The sequence below is a fragment of the Actinosynnema mirum DSM 43827 genome, from assembly GCF_000023245.1.
GTDB classification, from domain to species: Bacteria; Actinomycetota; Actinomycetes; order Mycobacteriales; family Pseudonocardiaceae; genus Actinosynnema; species Actinosynnema mirum.
Genome location: NC_013093.1, coordinates 1,313,372 through 1,338,653 on the forward strand (window position 1 = coordinate 1,313,372; position 25,282 = coordinate 1,338,653).

General features: G+C 74.7%; 19 protein-coding genes. 10 read left to right on the top strand and 9 right to left on the bottom strand.

The genetic code is table 11. The annotated features are described in order from the left end of the window. The first annotated feature begins 31 nt into the window (after positions 1-31). The 3 genes from AMIR_RS05900 (at position 32) to AMIR_RS05910 (ending at position 6,754) form a co-directional block, all read left to right on the top strand. Complete coding sequence (locus tag AMIR_RS05900) at positions 32-1,999, top strand: TIGR03960 family B12-binding radical SAM protein (RefSeq protein ID WP_015800020.1); 1,968 nt, start codon at positions 32-34, stop codon at positions 1,997-1,999. A 391-nt stretch (positions 2,000-2,390) separates the two neighbouring features. Beyond that, positions 2,391-2,942 (top strand): sigma-70 family RNA polymerase sigma factor, encoded by a 552-nt coding sequence (locus AMIR_RS05905; RefSeq protein ID WP_015800021.1) that lies wholly within the window; start codon positions 2,391-2,393, stop codon positions 2,940-2,942. A 497-nt stretch (positions 2,943-3,439) separates the two neighbouring features. Continuing rightward, positions 3,440-6,754: an AAA family ATPase gene (locus tag AMIR_RS05910; RefSeq protein ID WP_015800022.1), complete on the top strand. Its 3,315-nt coding sequence runs from the start codon at positions 3,440-3,442 to the stop codon at positions 6,752-6,754. Between the two features lie 72 nt (positions 6,755-6,826). Here the strand turns inward: AMIR_RS05910 and AMIR_RS41515 are convergent, their stop codons facing one another. The 6 genes from AMIR_RS41515 to AMIR_RS05930 all read right to left on the bottom strand — a co-directional run bounded on the left by AMIR_RS41515 (position 6,827) and on the right by AMIR_RS05930 (position 11,350). Further along, positions 6,827-7,003: an NADH-ubiquinone oxidoreductase-F iron-sulfur binding region domain-containing protein gene (locus tag AMIR_RS41515; protein ID WP_245554589.1), complete on the bottom strand. Its 177-nt coding sequence runs from the start codon at positions 7,001-7,003 to the stop codon at positions 6,827-6,829. Between the two features lie 247 nt (positions 7,004-7,250). After that, a complete protein-coding gene (locus AMIR_RS41520) occupies positions 7,251-7,712 on the bottom strand; it encodes an SLBB domain-containing protein (protein ID WP_041836604.1) in 462 nt (153 codons plus the stop codon). A gap of 9 nt (positions 7,713-7,721) precedes the next feature. Continuing rightward, entirely contained in the window at positions 7,722-8,261 is a 540-nt protein-coding gene (locus tag AMIR_RS05920) for a ferric reductase-like transmembrane domain-containing protein (protein ID WP_015800023.1), read from the bottom strand. Then, complete coding sequence (locus AMIR_RS05925) at positions 8,258-9,166, bottom strand: FAD:protein FMN transferase (RefSeq protein ID WP_041836605.1); 909 nt, start codon at positions 9,164-9,166, stop codon at positions 8,258-8,260. Before AMIR_RS05925 ends, AMIR_RS05920 begins: the two co-directional genes overlap by 4 nt. Next, a complete protein-coding gene (locus AMIR_RS38810) occupies positions 9,163-9,573 on the bottom strand; it encodes a hypothetical protein (protein WP_015800025.1) in 411 nt (136 codons plus the stop codon). Before AMIR_RS38810 ends, AMIR_RS05925 begins: the two co-directional genes overlap by 4 nt. Positions 9,574-9,646: 73 nt before the next feature. Next, positions 9,647-11,350, bottom strand: coding sequence for a S8 family peptidase (locus AMIR_RS05930; RefSeq protein ID WP_015800026.1), 1,704 nt, complete (start codon positions 11,348-11,350; stop codon positions 9,647-9,649). 244 nt (positions 11,351-11,594) lie between these two features. Between AMIR_RS05930 and AMIR_RS05935 the strand changes: the two genes are divergently transcribed. From AMIR_RS05935 to proB, 6 genes are all read left to right on the top strand, one after another. After that, positions 11,595-12,350 carry a TIGR03936 family radical SAM-associated protein gene (locus AMIR_RS05935; protein WP_041836606.1) on the top strand — a complete coding sequence of 252 codons (756 nt, stop codon included), beginning with the start codon at positions 11,595-11,597 and terminating at the stop codon, positions 12,348-12,350. A 192-nt stretch (positions 12,351-12,542) separates the two neighbouring features. After that, positions 12,543-15,467: a translation initiation factor IF-2 N-terminal domain-containing protein gene (locus AMIR_RS05940; protein WP_015800028.1), complete on the top strand. Its 2,925-nt coding sequence runs from the start codon at positions 12,543-12,545 to the stop codon at positions 15,465-15,467. Positions 15,468-16,043: 576 nt separating this feature from the next. Then, on the top strand, positions 16,044-16,355 hold the full coding sequence (rplU, locus tag AMIR_RS05945) for a 50S ribosomal protein L21 (protein WP_015800029.1): 312 nt from the start codon (positions 16,044-16,046) through the stop codon (positions 16,353-16,355). A 14-nt stretch (positions 16,356-16,369) separates the two neighbouring features. Continuing rightward, the gene (gene rpmA, locus AMIR_RS05950) at positions 16,370-16,633 is read left to right on the top strand and encodes a 50S ribosomal protein L27 (RefSeq protein WP_015800030.1); all 264 of its coding nucleotides are present in this window, start codon (positions 16,370-16,372) and stop codon (positions 16,631-16,633) included. A 112-nt stretch (positions 16,634-16,745) separates the two neighbouring features. Continuing rightward, positions 16,746-18,212 (top strand): GTPase ObgE, encoded by a 1,467-nt coding sequence (gene obgE / locus AMIR_RS05955; RefSeq protein ID WP_015800031.1) that lies wholly within the window; start codon positions 16,746-16,748, stop codon positions 18,210-18,212. Between the two features lie 20 nt (positions 18,213-18,232). Further along, positions 18,233-19,345, top strand: coding sequence for a glutamate 5-kinase (gene proB, locus AMIR_RS05960; RefSeq protein ID WP_041837412.1), 1,113 nt, complete (start codon positions 18,233-18,235; stop codon positions 19,343-19,345). A 172-nt stretch (positions 19,346-19,517) separates the two neighbouring features. Here proB and AMIR_RS05965 read toward each other — a convergent pair whose 3' ends face one another. The 3 genes from AMIR_RS05965 to AMIR_RS05975 all read right to left on the bottom strand — a co-directional run bounded on the left by AMIR_RS05965 (position 19,518) and on the right by AMIR_RS05975 (position 23,839). Next, a complete protein-coding gene (locus tag AMIR_RS05965) occupies positions 19,518-20,798 on the bottom strand; it encodes an MFS transporter (RefSeq protein WP_015800033.1) in 1,281 nt (426 codons plus the stop codon). A gap of 78 nt (positions 20,799-20,876) precedes the next feature. Next, positions 20,877-21,467 carry a GNAT family N-acetyltransferase gene (locus AMIR_RS05970; protein WP_342626579.1) on the bottom strand — a complete coding sequence of 197 codons (591 nt, stop codon included), beginning with the start codon at positions 21,465-21,467 and terminating at the stop codon, positions 20,877-20,879. Positions 21,468-21,763: 296 nt separating this feature from the next. Further along, positions 21,764-23,839, bottom strand: coding sequence for a RecQ family ATP-dependent DNA helicase (locus tag AMIR_RS05975; protein ID WP_015800035.1), 2,076 nt, complete (start codon positions 23,837-23,839; stop codon positions 21,764-21,766). 90 nt (positions 23,840-23,929) lie between these two features. Between AMIR_RS05975 and AMIR_RS05980 the strand changes: the two genes are divergently transcribed. Further along, positions 23,930-25,192, top strand: a complete 1,263-nt coding sequence (locus AMIR_RS05980) for a glutamate-5-semialdehyde dehydrogenase (protein ID WP_015800036.1) — start codon at positions 23,930-23,932, stop codon at positions 25,190-25,192. Positions 25,193-25,282 lie beyond the last annotated feature (90 nt).

Genomic DNA, 25,282 nt, shown 5'->3' on the forward strand with positions numbered 1-25,282 from the left:
CCGCGCAAGGGCTCAGTTACCCTGGTCGGTTGTGAGCGTCGACTCTGTTTTCCCCTTGCTGGAGCCCCTGCTCCCCAGGGTCTCCAAGCCGGTGCAGTACGTCGGCGGGGAGCTGAACGCCACCACCAAGGACTGGGACTCCGCCGCGGTGCGGTGGGCCCTGATGTACCCGGACGCCTACGAGGTCGGGCTGCCCAACCAGGGCGTCATGATCCTCTACGAGGTGCTCAACGAGCAGCCTGACGTCCTGGCCGAGCGCACCTACGCGGTCTGGCCGGACCTGGAAGCGCTCATGCGCGAGCACCGCGTCCCCCAGTTCACCGTGGACTCCCACCGGCCGGTCGGCGCGTTCGACCTGCTCGGCGTCAGCTTCTCGACCGAGCTGGGCTACACGAACCTGCTCACCGCACTCGACCTGGCGGGCGTGCCCGTGCACGCCGCCGACCGCACCGAGGACCACCCGATCGTGGTGGCCGGTGGGCACGCCGCGTTCAACCCCGAGCCGATCTCCCGCTTCGTCGACGCCGCCGTCCTCGGCGACGGCGAGGAGGCGGTCCTGGAGATCACCGACATCGTCCGCGCCTGGAAGGCCGAGGGCCGCCCCGGCGGGCGGGACGAGATCCTGACCAGGCTGGCCGAGACCGGCGGCGTGTACGTGCCCCTGTTCTACGACGTGGAGTACCTGCCGGACGGCCGCATCCAGCGCGTCGTGCCCAACCGCGAGCGGGTCCCCTACCGGGTGTTCAAGCGCACCACGATGGACCTGGACGCCTGGCCGTACCCGAAGCAGCCGCTGGTGCCGCTCGCCGAGAGCGTGCACGAGCGGATGAGCGTGGAGATCTTCCGGGGCTGCACGCGCGGCTGCCGCTTCTGCCAGGCGGGCATGATCACCCGCCCGGTGCGCGAGCGCTCGATCGAGGGCATCGGCGCGATGGTGCAGCGCGGCCTGGCGGCGACCGGCTTCGAGGAGGTCGGCCTGCTCTCGCTCTCCAGCGCGGACCACTCCGAGATCGCCGAGGTCACCAAGGGCCTCGCCGACCGGTACGAGGGCACCAACACCAGCCTGTCGCTGCCCAGCACGCGGGTGGACGCCTTCAACATCGACCTGGCCAACGAGCTGTCCCGCAACGGCCGCCGCTCGGGCCTGACCTTCGCCCCCGAGGGCGGCAGCGAGCGCATCCGCCGCGTCATCAACAAGATGGTGTCGGAGGAGGACCTGATCCGGACGGTCAGCGCGGCGTTCGCGGCGGGCTGGCGGCAGGTGAAGCTGTACTTCATGTGCGGCCTGCCGACCGAGACCGACGACGACGTGCTGCAGATCGCCGAGATGGCCAAGAACGTCATCCGCGCGGGCCGCGAGGCCAGCGGGCGCAAGGACGTGCGCTGCACCATCTCCATCGGCGGGTTCGTGCCCAAGCCGCACACCCCGTTCCAGTGGGCCGGGCAGTGCGACCCGGAGACCGTGGACCGCAGGCTGCGCAAGCTGCGCGAGGCGGTCAACTCGGACCGGAACCTGGGCCGCAACATCGGGATGCGCTACCACGACGGGCAGCCGTCGCTGATCGAGGGACTGCTCTCGCGCGGCGACCGGCGGATCGGCGCGGTCATCGAGCGGGTGTGGCGCGAGGGCGGCCGGTTCGACGGCTGGTCCGAGCACTTCTCCTACGAGCGCTGGGTGCAGGCGGCCAAGACCGAGCTGGAGCCGGTGGGCGTGGACCTGGAGTGGTTCACCACCCGCGAGCGCGAGGAGCTGGAGGTCCTGCCCTGGGACCACCTGGACTCCGGGCTGGACAAGGAGTGGCTCTGGGCGGACTGGCAGGACGCCCTGGACGAGCGCGAGCAGGACGACTGCCGGTGGACGCCGTGCTTCGACTGCGGCGTGTGCCCGGCGATGGGCACCGACATCGAGGTGGGGCCGACCGGGCGGACGCTGCTGCCGATCTCCCCGGTGGGCACCGGCTCGCCGGTGCGCAACCCCGCCCTGACCCACCAGCACTGACCACCGGCGCCGATCCGGTCGGCGCTCCGCCGACCACCGCCGCCGCCGAGGGCGCGGACCCACCGAAGGGTCCGCGCCCTCGGCGCGTCCGCGGCGCCTCGGGCGACCCCGGTATTGGTCGGCAATACGCATCGGCGAACCGGGGTCGGGTGCCGGAAGAGCGGTTCACGTCGCACGTGTGATCTGCATCACCAACACTTCGCGGAACGCGCGGTGATGCACGAGTCGCACTTCCCCTACAAGCGGCCACGACGTGGACAGGGGGCGTGGTTATTGGATCGAGACGTACTCGTGTAGTACGTTCACGTGGTCTCCGCAACTTCGCAGGCGTGTTACCCCGCAACGCTCGGCACGCCTTCCGCCGCACGAACTCTCAGGAGGTTCGCACTCCATGAATTCACCGGGCGGAACGCGGGTGGAGCCCCGGTCGGGCGCCGCCGCGCGGAGCAGGGCCGAGGAGTTGGTGACGACCCTCTACGCGCAGTTCGAGGGGGTCCTGCTGGCCCACGTGCTCAAGCTGACCGGCAACGACCGGCAGTGGGCGGAGGACGTCGTCCAGGAGACCCTCATCCGGGCGTGGCGCAACGCGGAAACGCTGGTCAGCGACCCGAGGATGCTGCGGGGCTGGCTGCTGACGGTGTCCCGCCGGATCGTGATCGACGACTGGCGCGGGCGTCGCGCCAGACCCGTGGAGGTGGAGCTGACCGGCGACGACGTCGCCCTGGAGCCCGACCGGACCGAGCAGGGGCTGTCCCGCATGGTGCTCGCCGATCTCATCGGGAAGCTCGGTGCCGAGCACCGGGAAGCGATCTGCGAGACCTACGTGCGCGGCCGGACCGTCCGCGAGGCGGCGGTCGTGCTGGGCATTCCCGAAGGGACCGTGAAGTCCCGCGTCTACCACGCCATGAAGATCCTGCGCCGATCAATGGAGGAGTCGCGCTGAGCTACTCCGGGTAATTCGCGCGCGACTCACCGGCATTTCCGCTCGACGCCGGAGGCGCTCCCCGGAATTCATCGGAGCCCGCTGGAGAGCCTGCTCGGCGGAAATGCTTCCGCGGTTTTGGCGATCCGGGTCGCGCTTCGCGGCCCGCCCGTTCGCAGGCCATTCTGGGGGTAGGCGCCCCCGGAAGTCTCTACGGAGGGCACCGAAGGAAATCCCGCCCGCTTCCCGGCGTGGCCCTCGGTGCCCGCTCGCGGCGCGCCTGCCCGGAACCCGGTTCCGGGCAGGGCCTGCGCCGGTCCCCGGCCGGTCCTCGGCCGTTCCCGCGCCGGGGCTGGGCCGGGCTGCGCCGGCCCCGCGCCGCTCCTGCGGCAACTCCGTGCCGGGCCTGTCGGCCGTTCCTGCGCCGGGCCTGTGGCGATCTTCGGGGTGGACACATGCCCTACGGTGGTGCTCCGCCCGCTCCCCGCCGCCGCGACGCCGCAGAACGGAGTCCACAGGTGAGCGCATCGAGCCCCGCGCGGCAGGTGGACCCGAGAACGCGGGGCGCGCACCGCCCGCCGCTGGTCGGCAGGGCGGGGGAGCTGCGCGCCTTCCGGGCGCTGCTGCGCGCCGCGTCGGCCGGGCGCACCGTCGGGGTGCTGGTGGACGGCGAGTTCGGCTCCGGCAAGTCCGCGCTGCTGGCCGAGGTCGCCGCGCAGGCCCGCGACCTGGGCTTCACCGCCGCGTCCGCGGTCGCCACCCGGCTGGAGAGCGAGCTGCGCGGCGCCGTCGTCGGGCAGCTCGCCGAGGACCTGCTGGACGGCCCCGGTGACGTGGCGCCCTCGCTGGAGGCGTTCCTGCAGCTGGTGCGCGCCTCGGTCGAGCGCGCCCCGCTGCTGCTCGTGGTCGACGACGCGCACGTCGCCGACGCCTGGTCCCTGCGCTGCCTGGCCTACCTGCTGCGCAGGCTCCGCGACCGCCCCCTGCTGGTCGTGCTGTCCTCGGCGACGGGCCAACCGCCCGCCGCCGACCTGCTGCTGTCCGAGCTGCTGCCCGAGGACCACCACCTGCTGCGCCTGCCCCGCCTGACCCCCGACGCGGTCGCCGACCTGCTGGCGGGCGTCCTGCCCGCCCCCCTCCCCGAGGGCCTGGCCGCGGCGGCCCACGAGGCCACGGCGGGCAACCCCAGACTGCTGGAGTCCCTGGTCGCGGTCCTGCGCGCCCGCGCGGCCCTCGGACCGAAGGCCCGGATCACCCGCACTCCGGGCCCCGCAGGTTTCGGTGCCCAGGCGCCCGGCCGTTCCGGCGCGGACACCCCCGGTCGTCCAGGTCCGGGGGACACCGCCGGAGGTGGTCCCGGTTCCGGGCCTGCGGCTCGCGGTCGTTCCAGCGGTGCCGTACCCCAGGGCGGTGCCACGCCCGGCGACGCCGTCCGGAGCTCCGTCGATCCCGGCCCTGGCACAGGAGTCCCGGCTGTCGTCGGCCCCGGCGCCACGCCGCCGGGCCGTGCCGGGTTCGATCCCGCGTCGTTCGCCCCCGCCGAGTTCGACCCGACTGGGTTCGACCCGACTGGACTCGCCCCCGGCACGCCCGCTGCCTTCGACGTCGCCGCGCTCGTCCCGTCCGGGTTCGGCTCCGCCTCGCTCGTGCCCGCCGCGTTCGGCGTCTCCGCACTCGCCACCGACCTGGATCCCGCAGACCTCGACCCCGCCGCCCTGGACCCCGCCGAGGTCGCCGGGCTCGCCGCGCCCGAGCTGGGGGAGCTGCTGCGCCTGCGCCTGCGGGTCCGACCCGGCGCGGCCGAGGTGGTGCGGGCGACCGCCGTCCTCGGCGAGGACGCCACCGTCGACCGGGTCGCCGAGCTGGCAGGCGTCGAGCACCGCGAGGTGCTCGCCCTGGTCGACGCCCTGGTCCGGCTGCGCCTGCTCCGCGACGGCACCCCGCTCGCCTTCAACCACCCCTACCTGCGGGCCTGCGTGCTCGCCGACCTGCCGGTCGCCACCCGCGCCGCCGACCACGCCCGCGCCGCCTCGGCGCTCGCCGAGGCCGGGGAACCGGCCAGGCGGGTCGCCGCGCACCTGCGCCAGGCCCACGACGTGCCGCTGCCCTGGGGCGTCCCGGTGCTGCGCGAGGCCGCCCGCTCGGCGCTGCGCGCGGGCGACCCGGCCGAGGCCCGCGCCTGTCTGGAGCGCGCGCTGCGGGAGCGCGCCGCGCCCGCCGAGCGCCTGGGCGCGCGCCTGGAGCTGGTGCACGCGGTGTTCCTCGCCGACCCGGCCGAGGGCGCGTCGCTGCTGCGCGAGAGCCTCGTCCTCGCCGACGACACCGGCCTGGCCGCCGACCAGGCCGCCCAGCTGCTGCTGCGGCTGTGCCGCCCGGTCGACGCCCGGTTCGCCCTCGCCCTCGGCCCGCAGCTGGTCGCCAGGCTCGGCCCCGCCGACCACGACCGCTCGTGGCGGCTGCGCGCCCTGTGCTTCCTCGCGGGCGCGGGCAACAACCCCGGCCTGGCGCTGCGCGCGGGCGTCCTGCTGCGCGAGCTGGAGGCCGAGCCGCCCACGTCGCCCGAGCTGCGGCAGACCCGCTCCGCCCTGCTCGCGCTCGGCCACGCCCTGCGCGGCGACTCGGCGGCGCGGGCCGCCGGGCACGCCGAGCTGGCGCTGACCGGACCGGACACCGGGGTGCTCACCCGGCCGTTCGCGTTCGCCGTCGCCACCTGCTTCCTCGCCGACTCGCCCCGGCTGTCCGAGGGGCTGCGGCACGCGCTCGGCTCCCGCGCCGAACCCCGCGACCACCACCTCGACCGGGGCGCGGCGCTCGCGCTCGCGCAGGGCCTGCACCACCTGGCCACCGGCGACCTCGTGCGCGCCAACACCTTCCTGAAGTGGCAGCTGCGGCTGTTCGCCGAGCAGAGCGCCCCGCCGCGCGACCGGCTGGGCGACCGGCCCGCTGACGCGGGGGAGTGGGCAGGCCCGGTCGAGGACTGCCCGATGGCGGTGCTCTGCGCGGCCAGGCTCACCGAGGCGCTGGTCGACCTCGGCCGGTTCGACGAGGCGCGCGAGCTGCTGGCCAAGCACGGCCTCACCGACCGGCTGCCCGAGGTGTTCGGCCACAACACCACCCTGTGGGCGCGCGGCAGGCTCAAGCTCGCGGGCGGTGACGCCGAGGGCGCGCTGACCGACGCGCGCGAGTGCGGCAGGAGGCTGGCCGCCGCCCAGCTCGGGTCGGCCCCGCTGCTGCCGTGGCGACCGCTGGCCGTGCGCGCCCTGCTCGCGCTGGGCCGCCGCGACCAGGCGGTGCGGCTGGCCGGGGAGGAGCTGGCGGTCGCCCGCCGCTGGGGCGCCCCGAGGGCGCTCGGCGTCGCGCTGCTCGCGGTGGGCCTGACCAGCGAGGACGACGCCGGGACCCGCGCGCTCGCCCAGGCCGTCCAGCACCTGGAGGGCACCACCGCCCGGCTCGCGCTGGCCGAGGCGCTGTGCGAGCTGGGCGCGCGGCTGCGCAGGCGCGGCAGGCCCGAGCGGGCCATCCCGCACCTGCGGCGGGCCGTGGAGCTGAGCGCGGCCTGCGAGGCCAAACCGCTCATCGCGCGCGCGGGAGAGGAGCTGCGGGCCTGCGAGCCGACCACCGTCCAGGGCACCGAGCACGGCCTGACCAGGCAGGAGGTCCGGGTCGCCGGCATGGCCGCGCAGGGCCTGACGAACCGGCAGATCGCCGAGGCGCTCTTCCTCACCCGGCGCACCGTCGAGCTGCACCTGTCCGGGGCCTACCGCAAGCTCGGCATCGCGGGCCGCGCCGACCTGCCCGCCGCCCTCACTCCACCGGTTCCCCCGGCAGGGTGACCCCGGATGAGGGGCCTAGCCCCGCGTGACCCGCTCCACGCCCACCAGCCGCAGCCCGTCCCGCCGCCCGGTTCACCGCGCGCCCCCGCACCGGCCCGCGAGGTGCCCGCGCACCTCGTCCGCGAACACCTCCAGCGCGCTCGCCGCCAGCCGCACCGCCCCGTCCGGGTGAGCGCACGCCCCCCGACCGGTGAGCAGCGGCAACCGCCGCGACAACCGCCCCAGCGCCGCCCCATCCGGCGCACCCAACCCACCCGGCCCGCCCAGACTCGGCGCGCCCAACCCACCCGGCCCACCCGGCCCGCACCCAGCCCGCTCAGCCCGCTCAGCCCGCTCAGCGTGGCGAAGTCCTCCGCAATCGACGGCAGCCCGAACCGGCACGGCCCGCACCGCCCGCGGCTCTCCCCGGCCAGCCACGCCAGCACCCGCGCGGTCTCCCGGACCCCGCACGCGGACGCGCCCAGCGCCGCCACCACGGCCGTCCCGGTCACCGGCGTCACCCCACCGGCCGCACCCACCGCCCCCCGCACCCGCCGACCAGCAGCGCCGCCAGCTCCTCGGTCCCACCGCCCGCCAGCTCCACGAACTGCTCGGCGGTCGTCCCGAGCGGCGCCTCGCGCACCCCCGGCTCCCGCACGTCACCGGCCACCGTCACCAGCCGCGTCGCCGCCGCCGTCACCACCAGCCCGTCCGGCACCAGGTGCGGGGCCCGCTCCAGCAGGGCCCGGTCCTCGCCGCTGAGCGGCTCGCCCTCGCACCCGTTCGCCACCACCACGCGGGCCCCGACCACCGAGGCCGCCTTCAGGTGCGCGGGGAAACCGCCACTGCCCCGGCCGACCGGCCCCGCCGCCGCCAGCCCCGCCACGAACGCCTCCCGGTCCGGCGGGAACCGCAGCGGCCCGTGCGCCTCCAGGTGCTCCGCCGCCCCAGCGCCCGCTCGGGAGCTTGCGGGCCGCACCCGCGGCGGTCACACCGCGGCCTTCCTCGGCGCGGCCACCCGCCACGCCACCGAGATCCCCACCGCCGCCAGGCACAGCACGTCCAGCACCACCACCGGCAGCACCCCGCTGTCCACGTCCGCCAGCAGCAGCCCGTGCGCCAGCGCCACCGGCCACAGCGCGTACCCGGCCCAGTGCACCGCCCGCCACGCCCGGTGCGGCAGCCGCGTGCGCAGCGCGCTGGTCAGCAGCACCGCCACCAGCAGGTCCAGCGCCACCGCGCCCAGCCCCACCGCCACCGGTCGGTGGCCGGAGGCGAACGGGACCAGCGCCGCGACCGCCGGGACGTCCACGTGCTCGCCCGCCACCGCCGCGCCCACGTGCACCAGCAGGAACGCGACGGCCAGCAGCGACACCCCGCGGTGCAGGTCGCCCACCGCGAACCGCGGCCAGCGCGCCGACGCGACCCGCCGCACCCCCAGCACGCCCAGGACGACCACCGCCGTCAGCAGCACCAGCGACACCAGGCCGGTGGCCCGGCCCGCGAACCACAGCGCCTCCTCGCTCACGCCGCGCTCCTCCTCTCGGCGGGCCAGCCGCCGACCTCCACGACCCGCCCGTCCTCGCCGACCAGCCGGGCGTGCAGCCCCCGCTCGGCCAGCCACGCGGGCGCGTCCTCCCCCAGCAGCACCGCGGCGGTGCTCGCCGTGTTCCCCGTCACGCAGTCCACCGCGACCACGCTGGCCGTCCGCCAGCACGGCGCGGGCACGTCCCCGGTGCGCGGGTCGATGATGTGGTGCACCACACGACCGGCGCGCTTCCAGCGCCGCCGCACCGTGCCCGACGTGGCCAGCCCACCCGACCGGATCGTCACGATCTGCGACGCGAGCCCCACGTGGTCGTCACCCACACCTATGTGCCAGCCACCTTCGGGTGGAGTTCCGGCGGTGGCCAGGTCCCCGCCCAGCGAGACCAGCACCCCGCAGCCCAGCGCCGCCGACACCGCGCGCGCCGCCCGGTCCGCGCACAGCGCCTTCGCCGTCGCGCCCAGGTCCAGCAGCACCCCGCGCGGCACGACCAGCCGCGACCCGGCCGCGTCGAGGCCCACCCGCCACCAGCCGGGCGCGGGCACCGGCTCCACCGGGCGCGGGTCGATCCGCCTGACCTGCGCGAAGTCCCGGTCGTAGCCCAGCGCGCACAGCGCCGTGCCCACGGTCGGGTCGACCAGCCCGCCGGTCAGCTCCGCCGCCCGCAGCGCCGTGCCGACCGCCTCCGCCAGGAGCGGCGACACCTCGACCTCGCGCCCGGCCGCCCGGTGCACCGCGCTGATCTCCGAGTCCGCCCTGAACCGGCTGCACGCCTCGTCCACCGCCCGCACCTCGGCCCTGACCAGGGCCTCCGCCTCGGCCAGCGGCCCATCGCCGAGCACGACGACGGCCGTGGCGCCGAGCGCGGGGAACACGGCGGTCCTCACGACGCCCCCGTGCCGGTGTGCGCGCGCCCCCGGCCGGGCTCGGGTGCCGCACCGCCCCAGTCGAGCCCGCGCCGACCGGTCGCACCGGTGGCCGCAGAGCCGTACCCCGCAGAGGCGTACCCCGTAGAGCCGTACCCGGTAAAGCCGTCCTCCAGCGAGCCGTACCCCGCAGGGCCGCTACCCGTCGAGCCTGTTCCCGCTGGTCCGGACCCGATCGCGCCGGGTCCGCCGGTGGTCGCGGAGTCGGTGGTCGAGGAGCCCGCGGTCGCGCCCGAGGGCAGCACCGCGGCGAGCGCGGCGGCCAGCGCGGTCGCGCCGACGCCCGCGGCCCAGGTGACGCCGGTCACCCGGCGTCGGGCCGCGTCCCGGCGGGCGACGCGCGCCGCGCGGTCCTGAGGGTCGTCCATGGCGCAGAGAGTGCGCCGAAAAGCTATGAACGTGCTGTGAGCGGGCCCGGAAGAACCCCAGCCAGGCCATAGTTCACCCGATGGTGGCGGCCTTGCCCGTCCCGCTCCCGGTCCCCGCGCCACCGGCCTCGGTCCGGTCGCCCGAACCCCCGGTCCGCACCGGCCCCGACTCGCCCGCCTCGGCCTGACCCGAGCCACCCTGGCCCGACCCGCCCTGCCCCGAACCCGAACCCGAACCCGAACCGGCCTGCCCCGCCCCGGTCTGCCAGGGAACGTCGCCCACGGGCCCGCCGACCCCGGTCAGCGGCGACTTCACCGCAGCCTCGGCGTCCACCAGCCCGTGCCCGTAGAACCCGTTGTACTCGGAGTACCCGGTGCAGTAGCCGTCCTGCGCGCCCGTGCCGTTCAGGTCGTAGTCCGCCGGGCACGGCAGCGTCTCCGCCTGCTCGCCCAGCATCTTCGTCAGCTCGGCAGGCGAGGCCTCCGGGTGCCCCGACGCCAGCAGCGCCGCCACCCCGGACACGTGCGGCACCGCCATCGACGTGCCGCACGAGTAGTCGTAGCCCGACGGCACCGTCGACAGCACGCACCCCGGCACGCCGTCGTCCGCGGGCTGCTTGCGGTCCCCACCAGGCCCGGTCAGGTCCACCGCGCCCAGCCCGTACGAGCTGTACCCGGCCTTCACCTTCGACGAGCCCACCGACGACACCGCCACCACGTTGCGCAGCTGCGCGGGCAGCACCAGGCACGAGCTGTCCACGGGCCTCGGCTTGGCCGCCGCGTTCGTCGGGCTCAGCGCGTCCCGACCGGGCCTGGTCAGGTCGGCGCCCTCGTTGCCCGCCGCCGCCACGCTCAGCACGCCCCGGTCCGCCGCGTAGTCCACCGCGCGCCGCACCGCCTCCTGCACCACGGACTGGCCGCCCTGGTCCCGGCAGGTGAACACCCACGGGTCGATGTAGTAGCTGTTGTTCGTGACGGCCATGCCCCGCGCCGCGGCCCACATGAACCCGCACACCGCGTACTCCGGGTAGATGAACCCGTCGTCGTCCACGACCTTCACCGACGCGATCCGCACCCCCGGCGCGACGCCCGTGGTGCCCCGCCCGTCGTCGGCCGCCGCGATCGTGCCCGCCACGTGCGTGCCGTGCGGCGAGGTCGTCGGCGACCAGGACGCCCGCGCCGGGTCGGCCACGCCGCTGGTGCAGCCCGCCGACAGCGCCGGGTCCAGCGCCCCGGCCAGGTCGGGGTGGTCCGGGTCGACGCCCGAGTCCAGCACGCCGACCACCACGTCGCGGCTGCCGGTGCTCACCGCGTGCGCGGCGGCGGCGTTGACCAGCTCCATGTCCCACTGCTGCGCCGTCAGGTCGCCCGTCTCCGGCACGGCGGACTTGAGCTGCGCGGTCTCGTCCGGCTTGCGCTTGGTCCGGCTCGTGGCCTCCGCCTGCGCGCTGTACGCCCGGTCGTCGCCCATCCGGGTCCCGAAACCGGGATCGGTCGAGGTCGCGACGGCCACCGCGATCTGCGGGTGGTACGTCTCGACCCGCCCGCACGCGGCCCCCACCTCGGCCGAGGCCAGCGGCTCGCTCGTGCCCCGGTCGAAGACCACCAGGTAGCGCAGCTCGCGCCCCGTCTGGACGCACCCCGGCGCGGTCGGACCGGCCTGGCCCGCGCCGTCGGCGGTGTGCGCCGACGCGGAGGCGGACGGGGCCGCGGCGAGACCGGTCGCGAGCAGCGCGGCGCTGACCGCTGCCGCTCGGGCGCGGCGGAGCAGGGGCACCGGGGACCTCCAGACTGGGCTCGGGGAGCGGGGTGGGGCGGATAACAAGTTGACCGGGGGTTGACCTCTGGTGCCGGACGGTATCCAGACAGGACGACGCAGACAAGCGCAACGGGCTCCGCGGGCGGCGCTGTACCGTCCGGTGGAGTACGCAGCGTGGACCGCCTGGGCGCGTACCCCGGCGGAGATCACATGGGGAGCAGCACTGAGCCGCCAGCAACAACCCAACCCGTCCGCCGCCGCGGTGCAGAAGCTGCGCGTGCGCTACGCCAAGCGCGGCAGGCTCCGGTTCACGTCGCACCGCGACGTGGCCCGCACCTTCGAGCGCGCGCTGCGCCGAGCGGGCGTGCCCATGGCCTACTCCCAGGGCTTCAGCCCTCACCCGAAGGTGTCGTGGGTGGGCGCCGCGCCGACCGGGGTGGCCAGCGAGGCCGAGTACGTGGAGGTGTCCGTCGTCGACGCGGTCGACCCCGAAGCGCTGCGCGCCGAGCTCGACCGGGCCATGCCGCCGGGGCTCGACGTGCTCGAAGTGGTGCAGGCCGAAGGGGGGTCGCTGACCGAGCGCATCGAGGCGAGCGCCTGGCGGGTGGAGCTGCCCGGCGTGGACCCCGAACGGTTGTCCGAAGCGGTGTCCGCCCTGCTCGCGGCCGAGTCGGTCGAGGTCGAGCGGCTCACCAAGAACGGCAAGAGGATGATCGACGTGCGCCCCGCCGTGGTCACCGCGTCGGTCGCTGGCCCCGCTTCGGGCGAAGCCCCTTCGAGCGACGCGGAACACGATGCAGGGGGTTTGTCACTTCCGTGTGGGATACTTGTCATGGTCGTGCGGCAGCTAACCCCTACTGTGCGACCCGACGACGTGCTGAGCGCGCTCGGAGTCGTCGCCGACCTCGTTCCGCCGGTCCCCGCGAAGGCGACCCGGATGGCGCAGGGGCGGCTCGACGACGAAGGCGGCCTGGTCGACCCGCTCGCCCTGGACAGGGCGTCGGTGGAGGAGGGCTGACCGGGCGCTGTGAGCGGCGCTGACGGCGTCGTCGACCGGGACAGGACCTGCTGTGCCGCGTGCCGACAGTCGGTGCGCGCGCAGCGCGAGGCAAGGATTCCCGCCGCCAGCCGCGGCGGAGAGCGGACAAGAGAGGCCCCTGCGCGGCCGCGTCACTTCCAACCATGACGCGCCCGGGGGCGGAGGAGTTGCATGTCGAACACGGACAAGCCCGCCGGCCCCGCCGGCGGGGGTAGCGCCACACCCGGACACCCGGCGCTCGCCGACCTGCCAGCCAAGCTGCGGGTGCACGCACTGGCGAAGCTGCTCGGCACGACCAGCAAGGACGTGCTGGCGGCGCTCGCCGATCTCGGCGAGACGGTGCGCAGCGCCCAGTCGAGCGTCACCAGGGATCTCGCGATCAAGGTCGGCGAGAGCCTGCTGAACTGGGACGACATCGTCACCGGCGACGTCGACGAGCTGACCGTCACCGAGGTGGAGGCGGCTGTGCCCGCCCGCGAGGTGGCGGCGCTCACACCGCTGTTCGCCCCGCCGTCGGCGATGTTCCTGCCGCCGACGCCGGTCGCGACCACCGCGGTGCCCGTCACCAGGGCGGAGCCCGAGGACGAGGACGACGAGGCCGACGACCAGCACGCCGACGCGTCCGACGACGCCGACGGCGATGGTGACGGCCGTCGCCGCCGCCGTCGTGGCCGTCGCGGTCGCGGTCGCGGCAAGGGTGTGGGCGAGGACAGCCAGGACGAGTCGGCCGAGGAGGTCGAGGAGGCCCCGGCCGCCGAGGCCGAGCCGGAGGCCGACGAGCCCGCCGCCGACGCGGCCGACGACGAGGAGGACGGCGGCGGCAGCCGTCGCCGCCGCCGCCGTCGCCGCCGCAAGTCCGGCGCCGACGACGAGGCCGCGCCGAACGAGGACGACCCGCCGAACACGGTCGTGCACGTCCGCGAGACCCGCGACGCGCGTGACGACCGGGCGGACTCCGAGGCCGCGCAGAACGAGGTGCGCAGCGTCCGGGGCTCCACCCGCCTGGAGGCCAAGCGCCAGCGCCGCAGGGACGGCCGCGAGGCCGGTCGCCGCCGCGCGCCCGTGCTCTCCGAGGCCGAGTTCCTGGCCCGCCGCGAGGCCGTCGAGCGCACCATGGTCGTGCGCGAGCGCGGCGACCGCACCCAGATCGGCGTGCTGGAGGACGGCGTCCTCGTCGAGCACTTCGTGACGTCCGCGGGCTCCGGCTCGCTGGTCGGCAACGTCTACCTCGGCCGGGTGCAGAACGTGCTGCCCAGCATGGAGGCGGCGTTCATCGACATCGGTCGCGGTCGCAACGCGGTGCTCTACGCGGGCGAGGTCGACTGGGACGCGGCTGGCCTGGAGGGCAAGGCCCGCAAGATCGAGCAGGCCCTGTCCAGCGGCGACAGCGTCCTGGTGCAGGTCACCAAGGACCCGATCGGCCACAAGGGCGCCCGCCTGACCACCCAGATCAGCCTGCCCGGCCGCTTCCTGGTGTACGTGCCCGGCGGCGGCGCGACCGGCATCAGCCGCAAGCTGCCGGACAACGAGCGCAAGCGCCTCAAGGACATCCTCAAGCGCGTCGTCCCCGACGACGCGGGCGTGATCATCCGCACCGCGTCGGAGGGCGTCGCCGAGGAGGAGCTGGCGCGCGACGTCACCCGCCTGCAGGCGCAGTGGCAGATCATCAAGGACAAGGCCGCCACGCCCAAGGCGCAGGCCCCGCAGCTGCTCTACGAAGAGCCGGACCTGCTGGTCAAGGTCGTGCGCGACCTGTTCACCGAGGACTTCTCGGGGCTGGTCGTCCAGGGCTCCGAGGCCTGGGACACGATCGACGGCTACGTGCGGCACGTCGCGCCCGACCTGCAGGAGCGGCTGCACCGGCACGTCGGCAACTCCGACGCGTTCGGCGAGTACCGGATCGACGAGCAGCTGATGAAGGCGCTGGACCGCAAGGTCTGGCTGCCCTCCGGCGGCTACCTCGTGATCGACCGCACCGAGGCCATGACGGTCATCGACGTCAACACCGGGAAGTTCACCGGATCCGGTGGCAACCTGGAGGAGACGGTCACCAGGAACAACCTGGAGGCGGCCGAGGAGATCGTGCGGCAGCTCAGGCTGCGCGACGTCGGCGGCATCATCGTCATCGACTTCATCGACATGGTGCTGGAGTCCAACCGGGACCTGGTGCTGCGCAGGCTCACCGAGTGCCTCGGCCGGGACCGGACCAGGCACCAGGTCGCCGAGGTGACCTCGCTGGGGCTCGTGCAGATGACCCGCAAGCGGGTCGGCACCGGGCTGCTGGAGGCGTTCAGCAGCACGTGCGAGCACTGCCGGGGTCGCGGGCTGGTCGTCACGACCGACCCGACCGCGCACTCGCACGGCGGTGGCGGCTCGAACGGCGGCGGCTCCAACGGCGGTTCCACCGGGGGCAACCAGCAGTCGTCCGGCAGCGGTCGGAAGTCGCGGCGCAACAAGGGCGGCGACTCGGGCGAGCAGCAGGCCGAGGCGCAGGCCGCCCCGGTCGAGCAGGTCCCCGCGACCGAGCCCGAGGCGCCCGTCGAGCACGCGGACGCCCAGGTCGACCACGACCTGGAGCCCGAGGTGCAGGAGCGCCGTCCGGGGGGCCGCAGGGCCGCCAGGCAGGCCGCCCGCGAGGCCGCGAAGGAAGCGGCCAAGCAGGAGGCCGCCGAGCGCGCCGCCGCGAAGCGCGAGGCCGAGGAGCAGGCCCCGGCCGCCGAGGTCGCCGCTGCGCCGTCGACCCCGGCGGTCGCGGAGCCCGAGGCCCCGGTCGTCGCGGCGCGGGCCGTGGCGCCCGAGGTGTTCGCCGAGGCCCCGGCCGAGCCCGCCGCGGAGGACGCCGAGGCGCCCGCCAAGCGGGGTGGCCGCCAGCGGCGCCGCGCGGTGCGGCGCGAGGCGGGCGCGGCGGTGACCAAGGAAGCCGCCCCGGCCCCCGTGGTCGTGGTGGCCCCGCAGCCCGAGCCGGTCGCGGCGGAGCCCTCCGCCAACGGCCACGCGCCCGAGGTGAAGGCGGAGTCCCTGGTGACCACCACGACCCGCCGCAGGGTCTCCCGGCGCGCGGCGACCCGCCCGGCGGGCCCGCCGAAGGAGAGCTGAGCCGGTAACGCCCGAACGCCGCCGGTCCCGCCCCGCAGAGGGGTGGGACCGGCGGCGTTCGCGTTGTCACGGGTCCGGTGGCGCGCGGTGGTTCCTGGCCTGGTTCCCGGTGCGCTGCCCGCGCCGTGCTCCCCAGGTGCCTTGCGGCGGTGGCGTCGAGCCCCCCGCGTCCTGTGGCGGTGGCGCCGCGCTCCCGGTGCCCCTGCGACTGCCGCGCCGCGCTCCCGGCGTCCTGCGGCCGTCGTGCGGCCCGCGTAACCCTGCCCGCGTCCTGCGCGGCTGCTCTGACGTGCTCCTCGGGTGGTTCCCAGGTGGTTCCCGCCACCAGGTCGCCAGGGGCCCCGCTCGCGCCCGCCGCGCTCCCGGCGTCCTGGGGCCGCTCCGGTGCACCACCGCTGACCTGCGCGGACCGTGCTCGCGCACCCCGGTTTGACCCTGCGGTCCACCGCCACGTAACCTATCGCATGGCTTGCCATCCGGCGGGCCCAGTCGTGCGAAGCCCGATCCACCGCAACACCGTGGAACTGTGGCGCGCGCGATCCCGTCACCGTCGAGTAGCAGGAGACTTCCGTCCCGATGTACGCGATCGTCAAGACCGGCGGCAAGCAGTACAAGGTGGCTGTCGGCGACGTCGTCGAGGTCGAGAAGCTCGATGGCACTCCGGGCACCGAAATCACCTTCGCGGCGCTGCTCGTCGTGGATGGCTCTGACGTCACCGCGGACGCGGAGGCCCTGGGGAAGATCTCGGTGACCGGCGAGGTCGTCGAGCAGACCAAGGGCCCCAAGATCCGCATCCACAAGTTCAAGAACAAGACCGGCTACCACAAGCGCCAGGGTCACCGCCAGAAGCTGACCCGCGTCAAGGTCACCGGCATCACCGGTAAGTGAGGATCTGACTAGCCATGGCACACAAGAAGGGTGCATCCAGCTCCCGCAACGGCCGTGACTCCAACCCCCAGTACCTGGGTGTGAAGAGGTTCGGCGGTCAGGTCGTCAAGGCCGGTGAGATCCTCATCCGCCAGCGCGGCACCAAGTTCCACCCCGGCGTGAACGTCGGCCGCGGCAAGGACGACACCCTGTTCGCCCTGTCCGCCGGTGCGGTGGAGTTCGGCTCGAAGCGTGGCCGCAAGACCGTGAACATCGTTCCGGTCGAGGCCGCTGCCTGATTCTCGTACCACCTGGGCGCCGTGTGTCCGCTGAAACGCGGACCACGGCGCCCAGTGGCGTCTCCAGGGGCGCTCGCCCCTCCTGAACCACAAGAGCAAGGAAGTGATCTCGGTGTCCCGCTTCGTCGACCGGGTGGTCATCCACGCGGCTGCCGGTGACGGCGGCCACGGCTGCGCCTCGGTGCACCGGGAGAAGTTCAAGCCCCTCGGCGGCCCCGACGGCGGCAACGGCGGCAAGGGCGGCGACGTCGTCCTGGTCGTCGACTCGCAGGTGCACACCCTGCTGGACTTCCACTTCCGCCCGCACGCCAGCGCGGGCAGCGGCAAGGCGGGCGCGGGCGCGAACCGGGACGGCGCGAACGGCGTCGACCTGGAGCTGCGCGTCCCGGACGGCACGGTCGTGATGACCGAGGACGGCGAGGTCGTCGCCGACCTGGTCGGCGAGGGCACCCGCCTGATCGCCGCCAGGGGCGGTCGCGGCGGCCTCGGCAACGCCTCGCTCGCGTCCAAGGCCCGCAAGGCGCCCGGCTTCGCGCTGCTCGGCGAGCCCGGCGAGTCCCAGGACCTGGTGCTGGAGCTGAAGTCCGTCGCGGACGTCGGCCTGCTCGGGTTCCCGTCGGCGGGCAAGTCGTCGCTGATCTCGGTGCTGTCCGCGGCCAAGCCGAAGATCGCCGACTACCCGTTCACCACGCTCGTGCCGAACCTGGGCGTGATCACCGCGGGCGCGACCGTGTTCACCATGGCCGACGTGCCCGGCCTGATCCCCGGCGCGTCCGAGGGCAAGGGCCTCGGCCTGGACTTCCTGCGGCACATCGAGCGCTGCGCGGTGCTGGTGCACGTCGTGGACTGCGCGACGTACGAGGACAACCGGGACCCGCTGTCCGACATCGACGCGCTGGAGACCGAGCTGGCCCAGTACACGCCGTCGCTGTCCAAGGACCTGGCTGAGCGCCCGCGCGTCGTGGTGCTCAACAAGATCGACGTGCCGGAGGCGCGGGACCTGGCCGAGATCGTCCGCGCGGACGTCGAGGCGCGCGGCCTGCCGGTGTTCGAGATCTCCACCGCCACCCGCGAGGGGCTGCGCGAGCTGACGTTCGCCCTGGCACGCGTGGTCGAGGAGTACCGGGCCTCGCGCCCGGTGCAGGAGTCCACCCGGATCGTGCTGCGGCCCACCGCCATCGACGACCAGGGCTTCACGGTCGTGGAGGACCCGGAGGAGGAAGGCGGCTTCATCGTGCACGGCGAGAGGCCGCTGCGGTGGATCAAGCAGACCGACTTCAGCAACGACGAGGCCGTCGGCTACCTGGGCGACCGGCTCGCGCGGCTCGGCGTCGAGGACAAGCTGATCAAGATGGGCGCGGTGCCCGGCGCGCAGGTCACCATCGGCGACCTGGTGTTCGACTGGGAGCCGTCCACGCCCGCGGGCATCGCCGCCGCCGCCCTCACCGGGCGCGGCACGGACGCCCGGCTGGAGCCGAGCAACCGCGTCGGCGCGGGCGAGCGGCTCGCGGCGAAGAAGGCCCGCAGGTTGCCGGGCTCGTACGGCGACTGGGTGGAAGCGGCCGAAGAGGACGTGTGAGCGTGACCGGTTCGGTGGTGCTGTCCCAGGCCAGGCAGGCGGTCGCCGCCGCGGGCCGGGTCGTGGTGAAGGTCGGGTCGTCGTCGCTGACCACCGCCGAGGGCGGGTTGGACCGGTCCCGGCTCGACGCGCTGGTCGACGCGGTCGCCGCGCGGCGGGCCGCCGGTGGTCAGGTGGTGCTGGTGTCGTCCGGCGCCATCGCGGCCGGCCTGGCCCCGCTGGGCATCACCCGGCGGCCGAGGGACCTGGCGACGCAGCAGGCCGCCGCGAGCGTCGGGCAGCTGGCGCTGGCCCACGCGTACGCGAACTCGTTCGGCCGGTACGACCTGACCGTCGGGCAGGTGCTGCTCACCGCCGAGGACGTGGTGCGGCGCGCGCACTACCGCAACGCGCAGCGCACCTTCTCCCGGTTGCTGGCGCTGGGCGCGGTGCCCGTGGTGAACGAGAACGACACCGTGGCCACTGCCGAGATCAAGTTCGGCGACAACGACCGCCTGGCCGCGCTGGTGGCGCACCTGGTCGGGGCGGACGCGCTGCTCCTGCTGTCCGACGTGGACTCGCTCTACGACGGCGACCCGAGGCTGCCCGGCGCCCAGCGGGTGCCCGAGGTGACCGGGCCGTCCGACGTGGACGGGGTGCGCGCGGGTTCGGTCGGCGCATCGGGCCTGGGCACCGGCGGGATGGCCTCCAAGCTCGCCGCGGCGCGGTTGGCGGCGTCGGCGGGCATCCCGGTGCTGCTGGCGGGCGCCGCGGACGCGACGCGGGCGCTGAGCGCGGCGGACGTGGGCACGGCGTTCACGGCGACCGGCACGAGGTTGTCGGCGCGCCGCTTCTGGCTGGGCCACGCCTCGGCGGCGACCGGCAGGCTGTTCCTGGACGCGGGCGCGGTCGCGGCCGTGGTCACCCGCCGCCGCTCCCTGCTCGCGGCGGGCGTCACGGCGGTGGAGGGCGCGTTCGAGGCCGGTGACGTGGTGGAGCTGGTCGACCCGGACGGCGCGGTCGTGGCCAGGGGAGTGGTGGCGTTCGACGCGACCGAGCTGCCCGCCCTGATCGGCCACTCCAGCGGCGAGCTGCCCCCGGAGCAGCGCCGCGAGGTCGTGCACGCGGACGACCTGGTGCCGCTGACGGCTTGATCCCCGGTCGCAGACCTCGGCTCAGGCGCCCAGTTGCTGCCCTTGGCCCCCGGTGTCCGGTTGCCGGCCTCGGCCCCCGGTGTCCGGTTGCTTACCTCCGCCCAAGCCCCCGGCGGCCCCAGGTGCCTGGTTCTCGGTGCCTGTCCCGGTGTTGTCGCGCTCGCGCTCGCGGTCAGCGCAGCACGGCGCCCCTGGTCTCCGGCAGGGTGAGCACGACCAGGAACGCGATCGCCGCTCCCGCCGCCACGTACCAGAAGAACTGCGCCCCGCTCAGCACGTTGATCACCAGCGGGGCGGTGCCGCCGAACAGGGCGACGGTCAGGTTGTACCAGGCGCCGATGCCCAGCCCGCGCAGCTCGGTGGGGAACAGCTCGCTCATCACGGCGGGCGCGATGGACGTCATCGCCGTGTACAGCCCCAGCCCCGCGCAGAACACCACGAGCAGCCCGCCGAGTCCCGGCCCGATGAGCGTGGACATCGGCACCACGCCCACCGCCGTCACCGCCGTCCACACCAGCATCTGCGGCCTGCGCCCGATCCGGTCGGACAGCGCCCCCATCGGGTACTGGAGCGCCACGAAGAGCAACGTCCCGACCGACAGGGCCAGGAACACGTCGCCCGCGTCGGCGCCCCTGGTCTTGACCGCGAACGGGGTGAGCGCGCTGAAGAACGTGTAGTAGCAGAGCGTCGAGGCCATGCTGAACCCGATGAGCCTGCCCACGGCGGCCGGGTGGTCCCGGAGCGTCGTCAGCAGCGGCCTGCGCAGTTCGACGGCCTTGGCGCGGTTGCGCGCGAAGTGCTCGGTCTCCTCCAGGCTGCGCCTCAGCCACAGCGCCGCCAGCCCGAGCACCGCGCCCACCAGGAACGGCACCCGCCACCCGAACGAGGCGAGCTGCGCGGTGGTGAGCGCCCTGGCCAGTCCGAACCCGAGCAGCGACGCGAGGAGCAGCGAGCACCCGGTGGAGATGTAGAAGAACGACGAGTACCGCCCGCGCCGGTCGGGGGGCGCGATCTCGGCGAGGTAGGCGGACGCGTTGGACACCTCGCCGCCCAGCGACAGCCCCTGGGCGACGCGGGCGAGCAGCAGCAGCGCGGGGGAGAGCCACCCGACCTGCTCGTACGTGGGCAGCACCGCGATGGCGAGCGAGCCGCCCGCCATGAGCACGATGGTCAGCAGCATCGCGGTCCGCCGCCCGCGCAGGTCCGCGAACCGCCCGAGCAGGTAGCCGCCGAGGGGGCGGAAGAAGAACGCGAGCGCGTAGGTGGCGAACGTGTTGATCAGCGCGAGCCGCTCGTCCGACGCCGGGAACACCTGGGTGGCGAAGTAGATGCTGAACGTGGCGTAGATGGTCCAGTCGAACCACTCGATCGCGTTACCGGCACTGGCCGCGACCAGCTTGCGCACCGGTAACCGGTGCCGCACACCACCACCCGTGCCGCCAGACTCACCCATCCCCGGACCTTGGCACACCTGCTCGCCGACCGGGAAGCCCGATGTGCGGACCTCCGCCAAGACGGGTGACCAACCCGCTCAGCCCGCCTGCCCGCCCCCGTTCCGCCGCCACTCCCGAGCCGACAACCGGAACACCAGACTGTCGATCAACTCCCCCTTGAACCACTCGGCCTGCTCGACCCGTTCCACCAACCGGAACCCCAACCGCGCCACCAACTTCGCCGAGGCGACGTTCCGCGAATCGCACTCGGCCCCGACCTCCTCCACCCCGCGCACGGTGAACAGGTCCTCCAACACCCGCGCGACAGCCTCGGTCGCGTACCCCTTGCCCTGGTGCGCCCGAGCGAACGTGTACCCGATGTCGGCGTTGCGCAGGTCCTCGTGCAGGTGCACCCCGATGTCCCCGACCAACTCCCCGTCGAGCACCACGGCGTACTGGAACCACCCCGGTGCTCCGGGATCGGCCTCACCCATCTCGTCGGCGAGCAGCAGGGCGCGGGACAACGGCACGGGCGGCTCCCAGGACTGGTACCGAGCCACCTCGGGATCGGACCGATAAGCCGACAACGCCCCAGCGTCCTCAGCGCTGAACCGCCGCAACACCAACCGCTCAGTCCGCAACACGAAGGCCCACCCGCCCCCACCCGCTGCCGCAACCCCTCCAGTCACCCCTCCACCACTACCGCTGCCCGGTCCACCCCGCCACGCGCTCCCGGACACACCACCCGGACACGTCACCCACCAGAACGCACCCCGCCCGGAGTTCGGACTGGCGACGGCCCGAGTGAACGCACAACACTGTTTCGGCCAGCAAAACCACAGGTCAAACAGTGTCCTCCCCGCACACGCGGGGGCGCCTCGTCCGCTGGGATCGTCCTGCGCACGCGGGACATGCCCTTCCCGCGCACGGGGAGACATCGCCCCCGGCTCAGCTCACCCCGTTCCCGCTTCCACCCCCGTCCCCCTCACGCCGTCACCGCCAGCGCGAACGGCAGCACCTCCGGCGCCCCCGCGCCGCGCAGCAGCCTCGCCGCCACCGTCATCGTCCAGCCCGTGTCGACCTGGTCGTCCACCAGCAGCACCGGCCCGTCCACCCCGCTCACATCCGGCACCCGCGACGCCGACACCAGCCCCGCCAGCCGCTGCGCGCTGTTCGCCCGCCGCACCGCCGTCCCCAGCCACACCGTCCCCAGCTGCGGCAGCCTGCCCACCTCCGAGATCCGCCGCGCGAAGCTGCCCACCAGCTCCGGCCGCGTCCGCGACCCCACCGACACGACCCCCACCGGCCGCCGCTCCCAGCCCCACGCCGACAGCACCTGCACGCACGCCGCGAACACCTCGTCCGGCAACTCCCGGTCGGCCTCGGCGAACAGCGACCGCAGCCGGTTGCCCCACCCGATGTCCGTCAGCCGTCCCAGCGCCCGCCCGGTCGCCGCCTGCTCCCCGGCCGGGATGCGCCCCGACAGCGACACCCCCGCCGCCGCCATCCCGGTCGGCCACATCTTGCGCGGCGCGACGTCCACGCCCGGCCGCAGCAGCCGCTCCCGCGCCGCCGTCGCCGCGCCCTCGGACACCGCCGCCGACACCCGCTGCCCCGTGCAGTTGTCGCACCGCCCGCACGGCGCCGCGTGCGGGTCGTCGAGCTGCCGCAGCAGGAACTCCATCCGGCAGCCCTCGGTGTCCAGGTAGTCGAGCACCGCCCGCTGCTCGGCCTGCCGCGCCCGCTCGATCCGCCCGTACCGCTCCTCGTCGTACTCCCACGGCCGCCCCGTCGAGACCCACCCGCCGCGCACCCGCCGCACCGCGCCGTCCACGTCGAGCACCTTCAGCACCACCTCCAACCGGGTGCGGGACAGCTCCACCACCGGTTCCAGCGCGGCCGTCGACCGGGGCTCGTCGGTCAGCGCCGCCAGCACCTGCCGCACCACCCGCTCCGGCGGGAACGCCAGCGACGCGAAGTACGCCCAGATGTCCCGGTCCTCCGGCCCCGGCAGCAGCAGCGCCTCCGCCCGCTCCACACCACGCCCGGCGCGCCCGATCTGCTGGTAGTACGCGATCGGCGACGGCGGCGCGCCCAGGTGCACCACGAACCCCAGGTCGGGCTTGTCGAACCCCATGCCCAGCGCGGAGGTCGCCACCAGCGCCTTCACCCGGTTGGCCAGCAGGTCCTCCTCGGCCCGCTGCCGCTCCGCCGGGTCCGTCCGCCCCGAGTAGGCCACCACCTCGTACCCGCGCTCGCGCAGGAACGCCGCCACGTCGTCCGCCGCCGCGACCGTCAGCGCGTACACGATCCCCGACCCCGGCAGCTCCGCCAGCCGCTCGGCCAGCCACGCCAGCCGCGCCTCGGCCGTGGGCAGCCGCACCGCCGCCAGCCGCAGGCTCTCCCGGTCCAGCGGCCCGCGCAGCACCAGCGTGTCCGAGCCCGCGCCGAGCCCCAGCTGCTCGGTCACGTCCCGCACCACCCGGTCGTTGGCCGTGGCCGTGGTCGCCAGCACCGGCACCCCGGCGGGCAGCTCGGTCAGCAGCGTGCGCAGCCGCCGGTAGTCGGGCCGGAAGTCGTGCCCCCAGTCGGAGATGCAGTGCGCCTCGTCGACCACCAGCAGCCCGGCCGACGCGGTCAGCGAGGGCAGCACGGTGTCCCGGAAGTCGGGGTTGTTCAGCCGCTCCGGCGACACCAGGAGCACGTCGACCTCGCCCGCCGCCACCCGCTCCTGGACGTCCTGCCACTCGTCGGTGTTCGCCGAGTTGATCGTCGCCGCGTGCACGCCCGCCCGCGCCGCCGCGTCGACCTGGTTGCGCATCAGCGCCAGCAGCGGGGACACGATCACCGTCGGCCCCTCGCCCAGCGAGCGCAGCAGCGCGGTGGCGATGAAGTAGACCGCCGACTTGCCCCACCCCGTGCGCTGGACGACCAGCGCGCGTCTGCGCAGGGCCACCAGCGCGTGGATCGCCGTCCACTGGTCCTCGCGCAGCACGGCGCCCGGACCGGCCAGTGCCCTGAGCCTCTCCTCCGCCAGTGCGCGGAGCGCGTTGTCGTCCATGGCGTGAACCCTCCCAGACGCCCCCGACAGGAATCCGGCCCCCGGTAACCTGCGCGACAATCACGATCAGGTGAAAGTAACCTGGGTCTCGTGACTGATGACCTGCGGGAACAGGTGCACGCGGCGGCCCGGCGGGCCCGTGTCGCCGCGGACGAGCTGGTGCTGGCCACCCGCGAGCGCAAGGACGCCGCGCTGCTGGGGATGGCCTCCGCGCTGCGCGCCCGCGCGAACGAGGTGCTGGAGGCCAACGCCGAGGACGTCGAGGCGGGCCGGGCCGGGGGCACGCCGGAGAACATCCTCGACCGCCTCACCCTCACCGAGGCCAGGATCGAGGGCGTCGCGGCCGGTCTGGAGACCGTCGCGGGCCTTGCCGACCCGGTCGGCGAGGTGCTGCGCGGCTCGAACCTGCCGAACGGCCTGGAGCTGCGGCAGGTCCGCGTCCCGATGGGCGTCGTCGGCATGATCTACGAGGCGCGCCCGAACGTCACCGTCGACGCCGCGGGCCTGGCGCTCAAGTCCGGCAACGCGGCGCTGCTGCGCGGCTCCTCGTCCGCCGAGCACTCCAACACCGCGCTGGTCGCGGTCCTGCGCGACGCGCTGGAGTCCACCGGCCTGCCCGCCGACGCCGTGCAGCTGCTGCCGTCCCACGACCGCGCCTCGGTCACCCACCTGATCACCGCGCGCGGCCTGGTCGACCTAGTGATCCCGCGCGGCGGGTCCGGCCTGATCAACGCGGTCGTGCAGCAGGCGACCGTGCCCGCGATCGAGACCGGCGTCGGCAACTGCCACGTGTACGTGGACGCCGCCGCCGACCTGGACTCGGCCGAGCGGATCGTGCTCAACTCCAAGACCCGCCGCACCAGCGTGTGCAACGCGGCCGAGTCGCTGCTGGTGCACGCGGACGTGGCCGCCGAGTTCGTCCCGAGGATCACCGCCGCGCTCCAGGCCGCGGGCGTGACCGTGCACGGCGGCGAGGGCTTCGCGGGCGAGGGCGTCGTGCCCGCCGCCGACGAGGACTGGGACACCGAGTACCTGTCGATGGACATCGCGGCCCGCGTCGTCGGCTCGCTGGACGAGGCGGTCGCGCACATCGCCGCGCACGGCTCCGGCCACACCGAGGCCATCGTGACCGACGACGTGCGCGCGGCCAGGCTGTTCACCAAGCGGGTCGACGCGGCGGCGGTCATGGTCAACGCCTCCACCGCGTTCACCGACGGCGGCGAGTTCGGCATGGGCGCGGAGATCGGCATCTCCACGCAGAAGCTGCACGCCAGGGGCCCGATGGGCCTGGCCGAGCTGACCTCCTCGAAGTGGCTGGTCTGGGGCGAGGGGCACGTCCGGCCCTCGGCGTGAGCGGGCGCGGTCCCCGGCGGTGGCGAGCCGTCGGGGACCGCCAAATGTGGTTGACCCTCGGTAATCGACTGCCTACTGTCGGGCGACAGC

Excerpts from the sequence above, each read along its gene's own strand:
- AMIR_RS05905 (WP_015800021.1), top strand. The coding sequence starts at position 2,391 with ATGAATTCACCGGGCGGAACGCGGGTGGAGCCCCGGTCGGGCGCCGCC.
- AMIR_RS38810 (WP_015800025.1), bottom strand. The coding sequence starts at position 9,573 with ATGGACGACCCTCAGGACCGCGCGGCGCGCGTCGCCCGCCGGGACGCG.
- AMIR_RS05940 (WP_015800028.1), top strand. The coding sequence starts at position 12,543 with ATGTCGAACACGGACAAGCCCGCCGGCCCCGCCGGCGGGGGTAGCGCC.
- rplU (WP_015800029.1), top strand. The coding sequence starts at position 16,044 with ATGTACGCGATCGTCAAGACCGGCGGCAAGCAGTACAAGGTGGCTGTC.
- rpmA (WP_015800030.1), top strand. The coding sequence starts at position 16,370 with ATGGCACACAAGAAGGGTGCATCCAGCTCCCGCAACGGCCGTGACTCC.
- AMIR_RS05965 (WP_015800033.1), bottom strand. The coding sequence starts at position 20,798 with ATGGGTGAGTCTGGCGGCACGGGTGGTGGTGTGCGGCACCGGTTACCG.
- AMIR_RS05975 (WP_015800035.1), bottom strand. The coding sequence starts at position 23,839 with ATGGACGACAACGCGCTCCGCGCACTGGCGGAGGAGAGGCTCAGGGCA.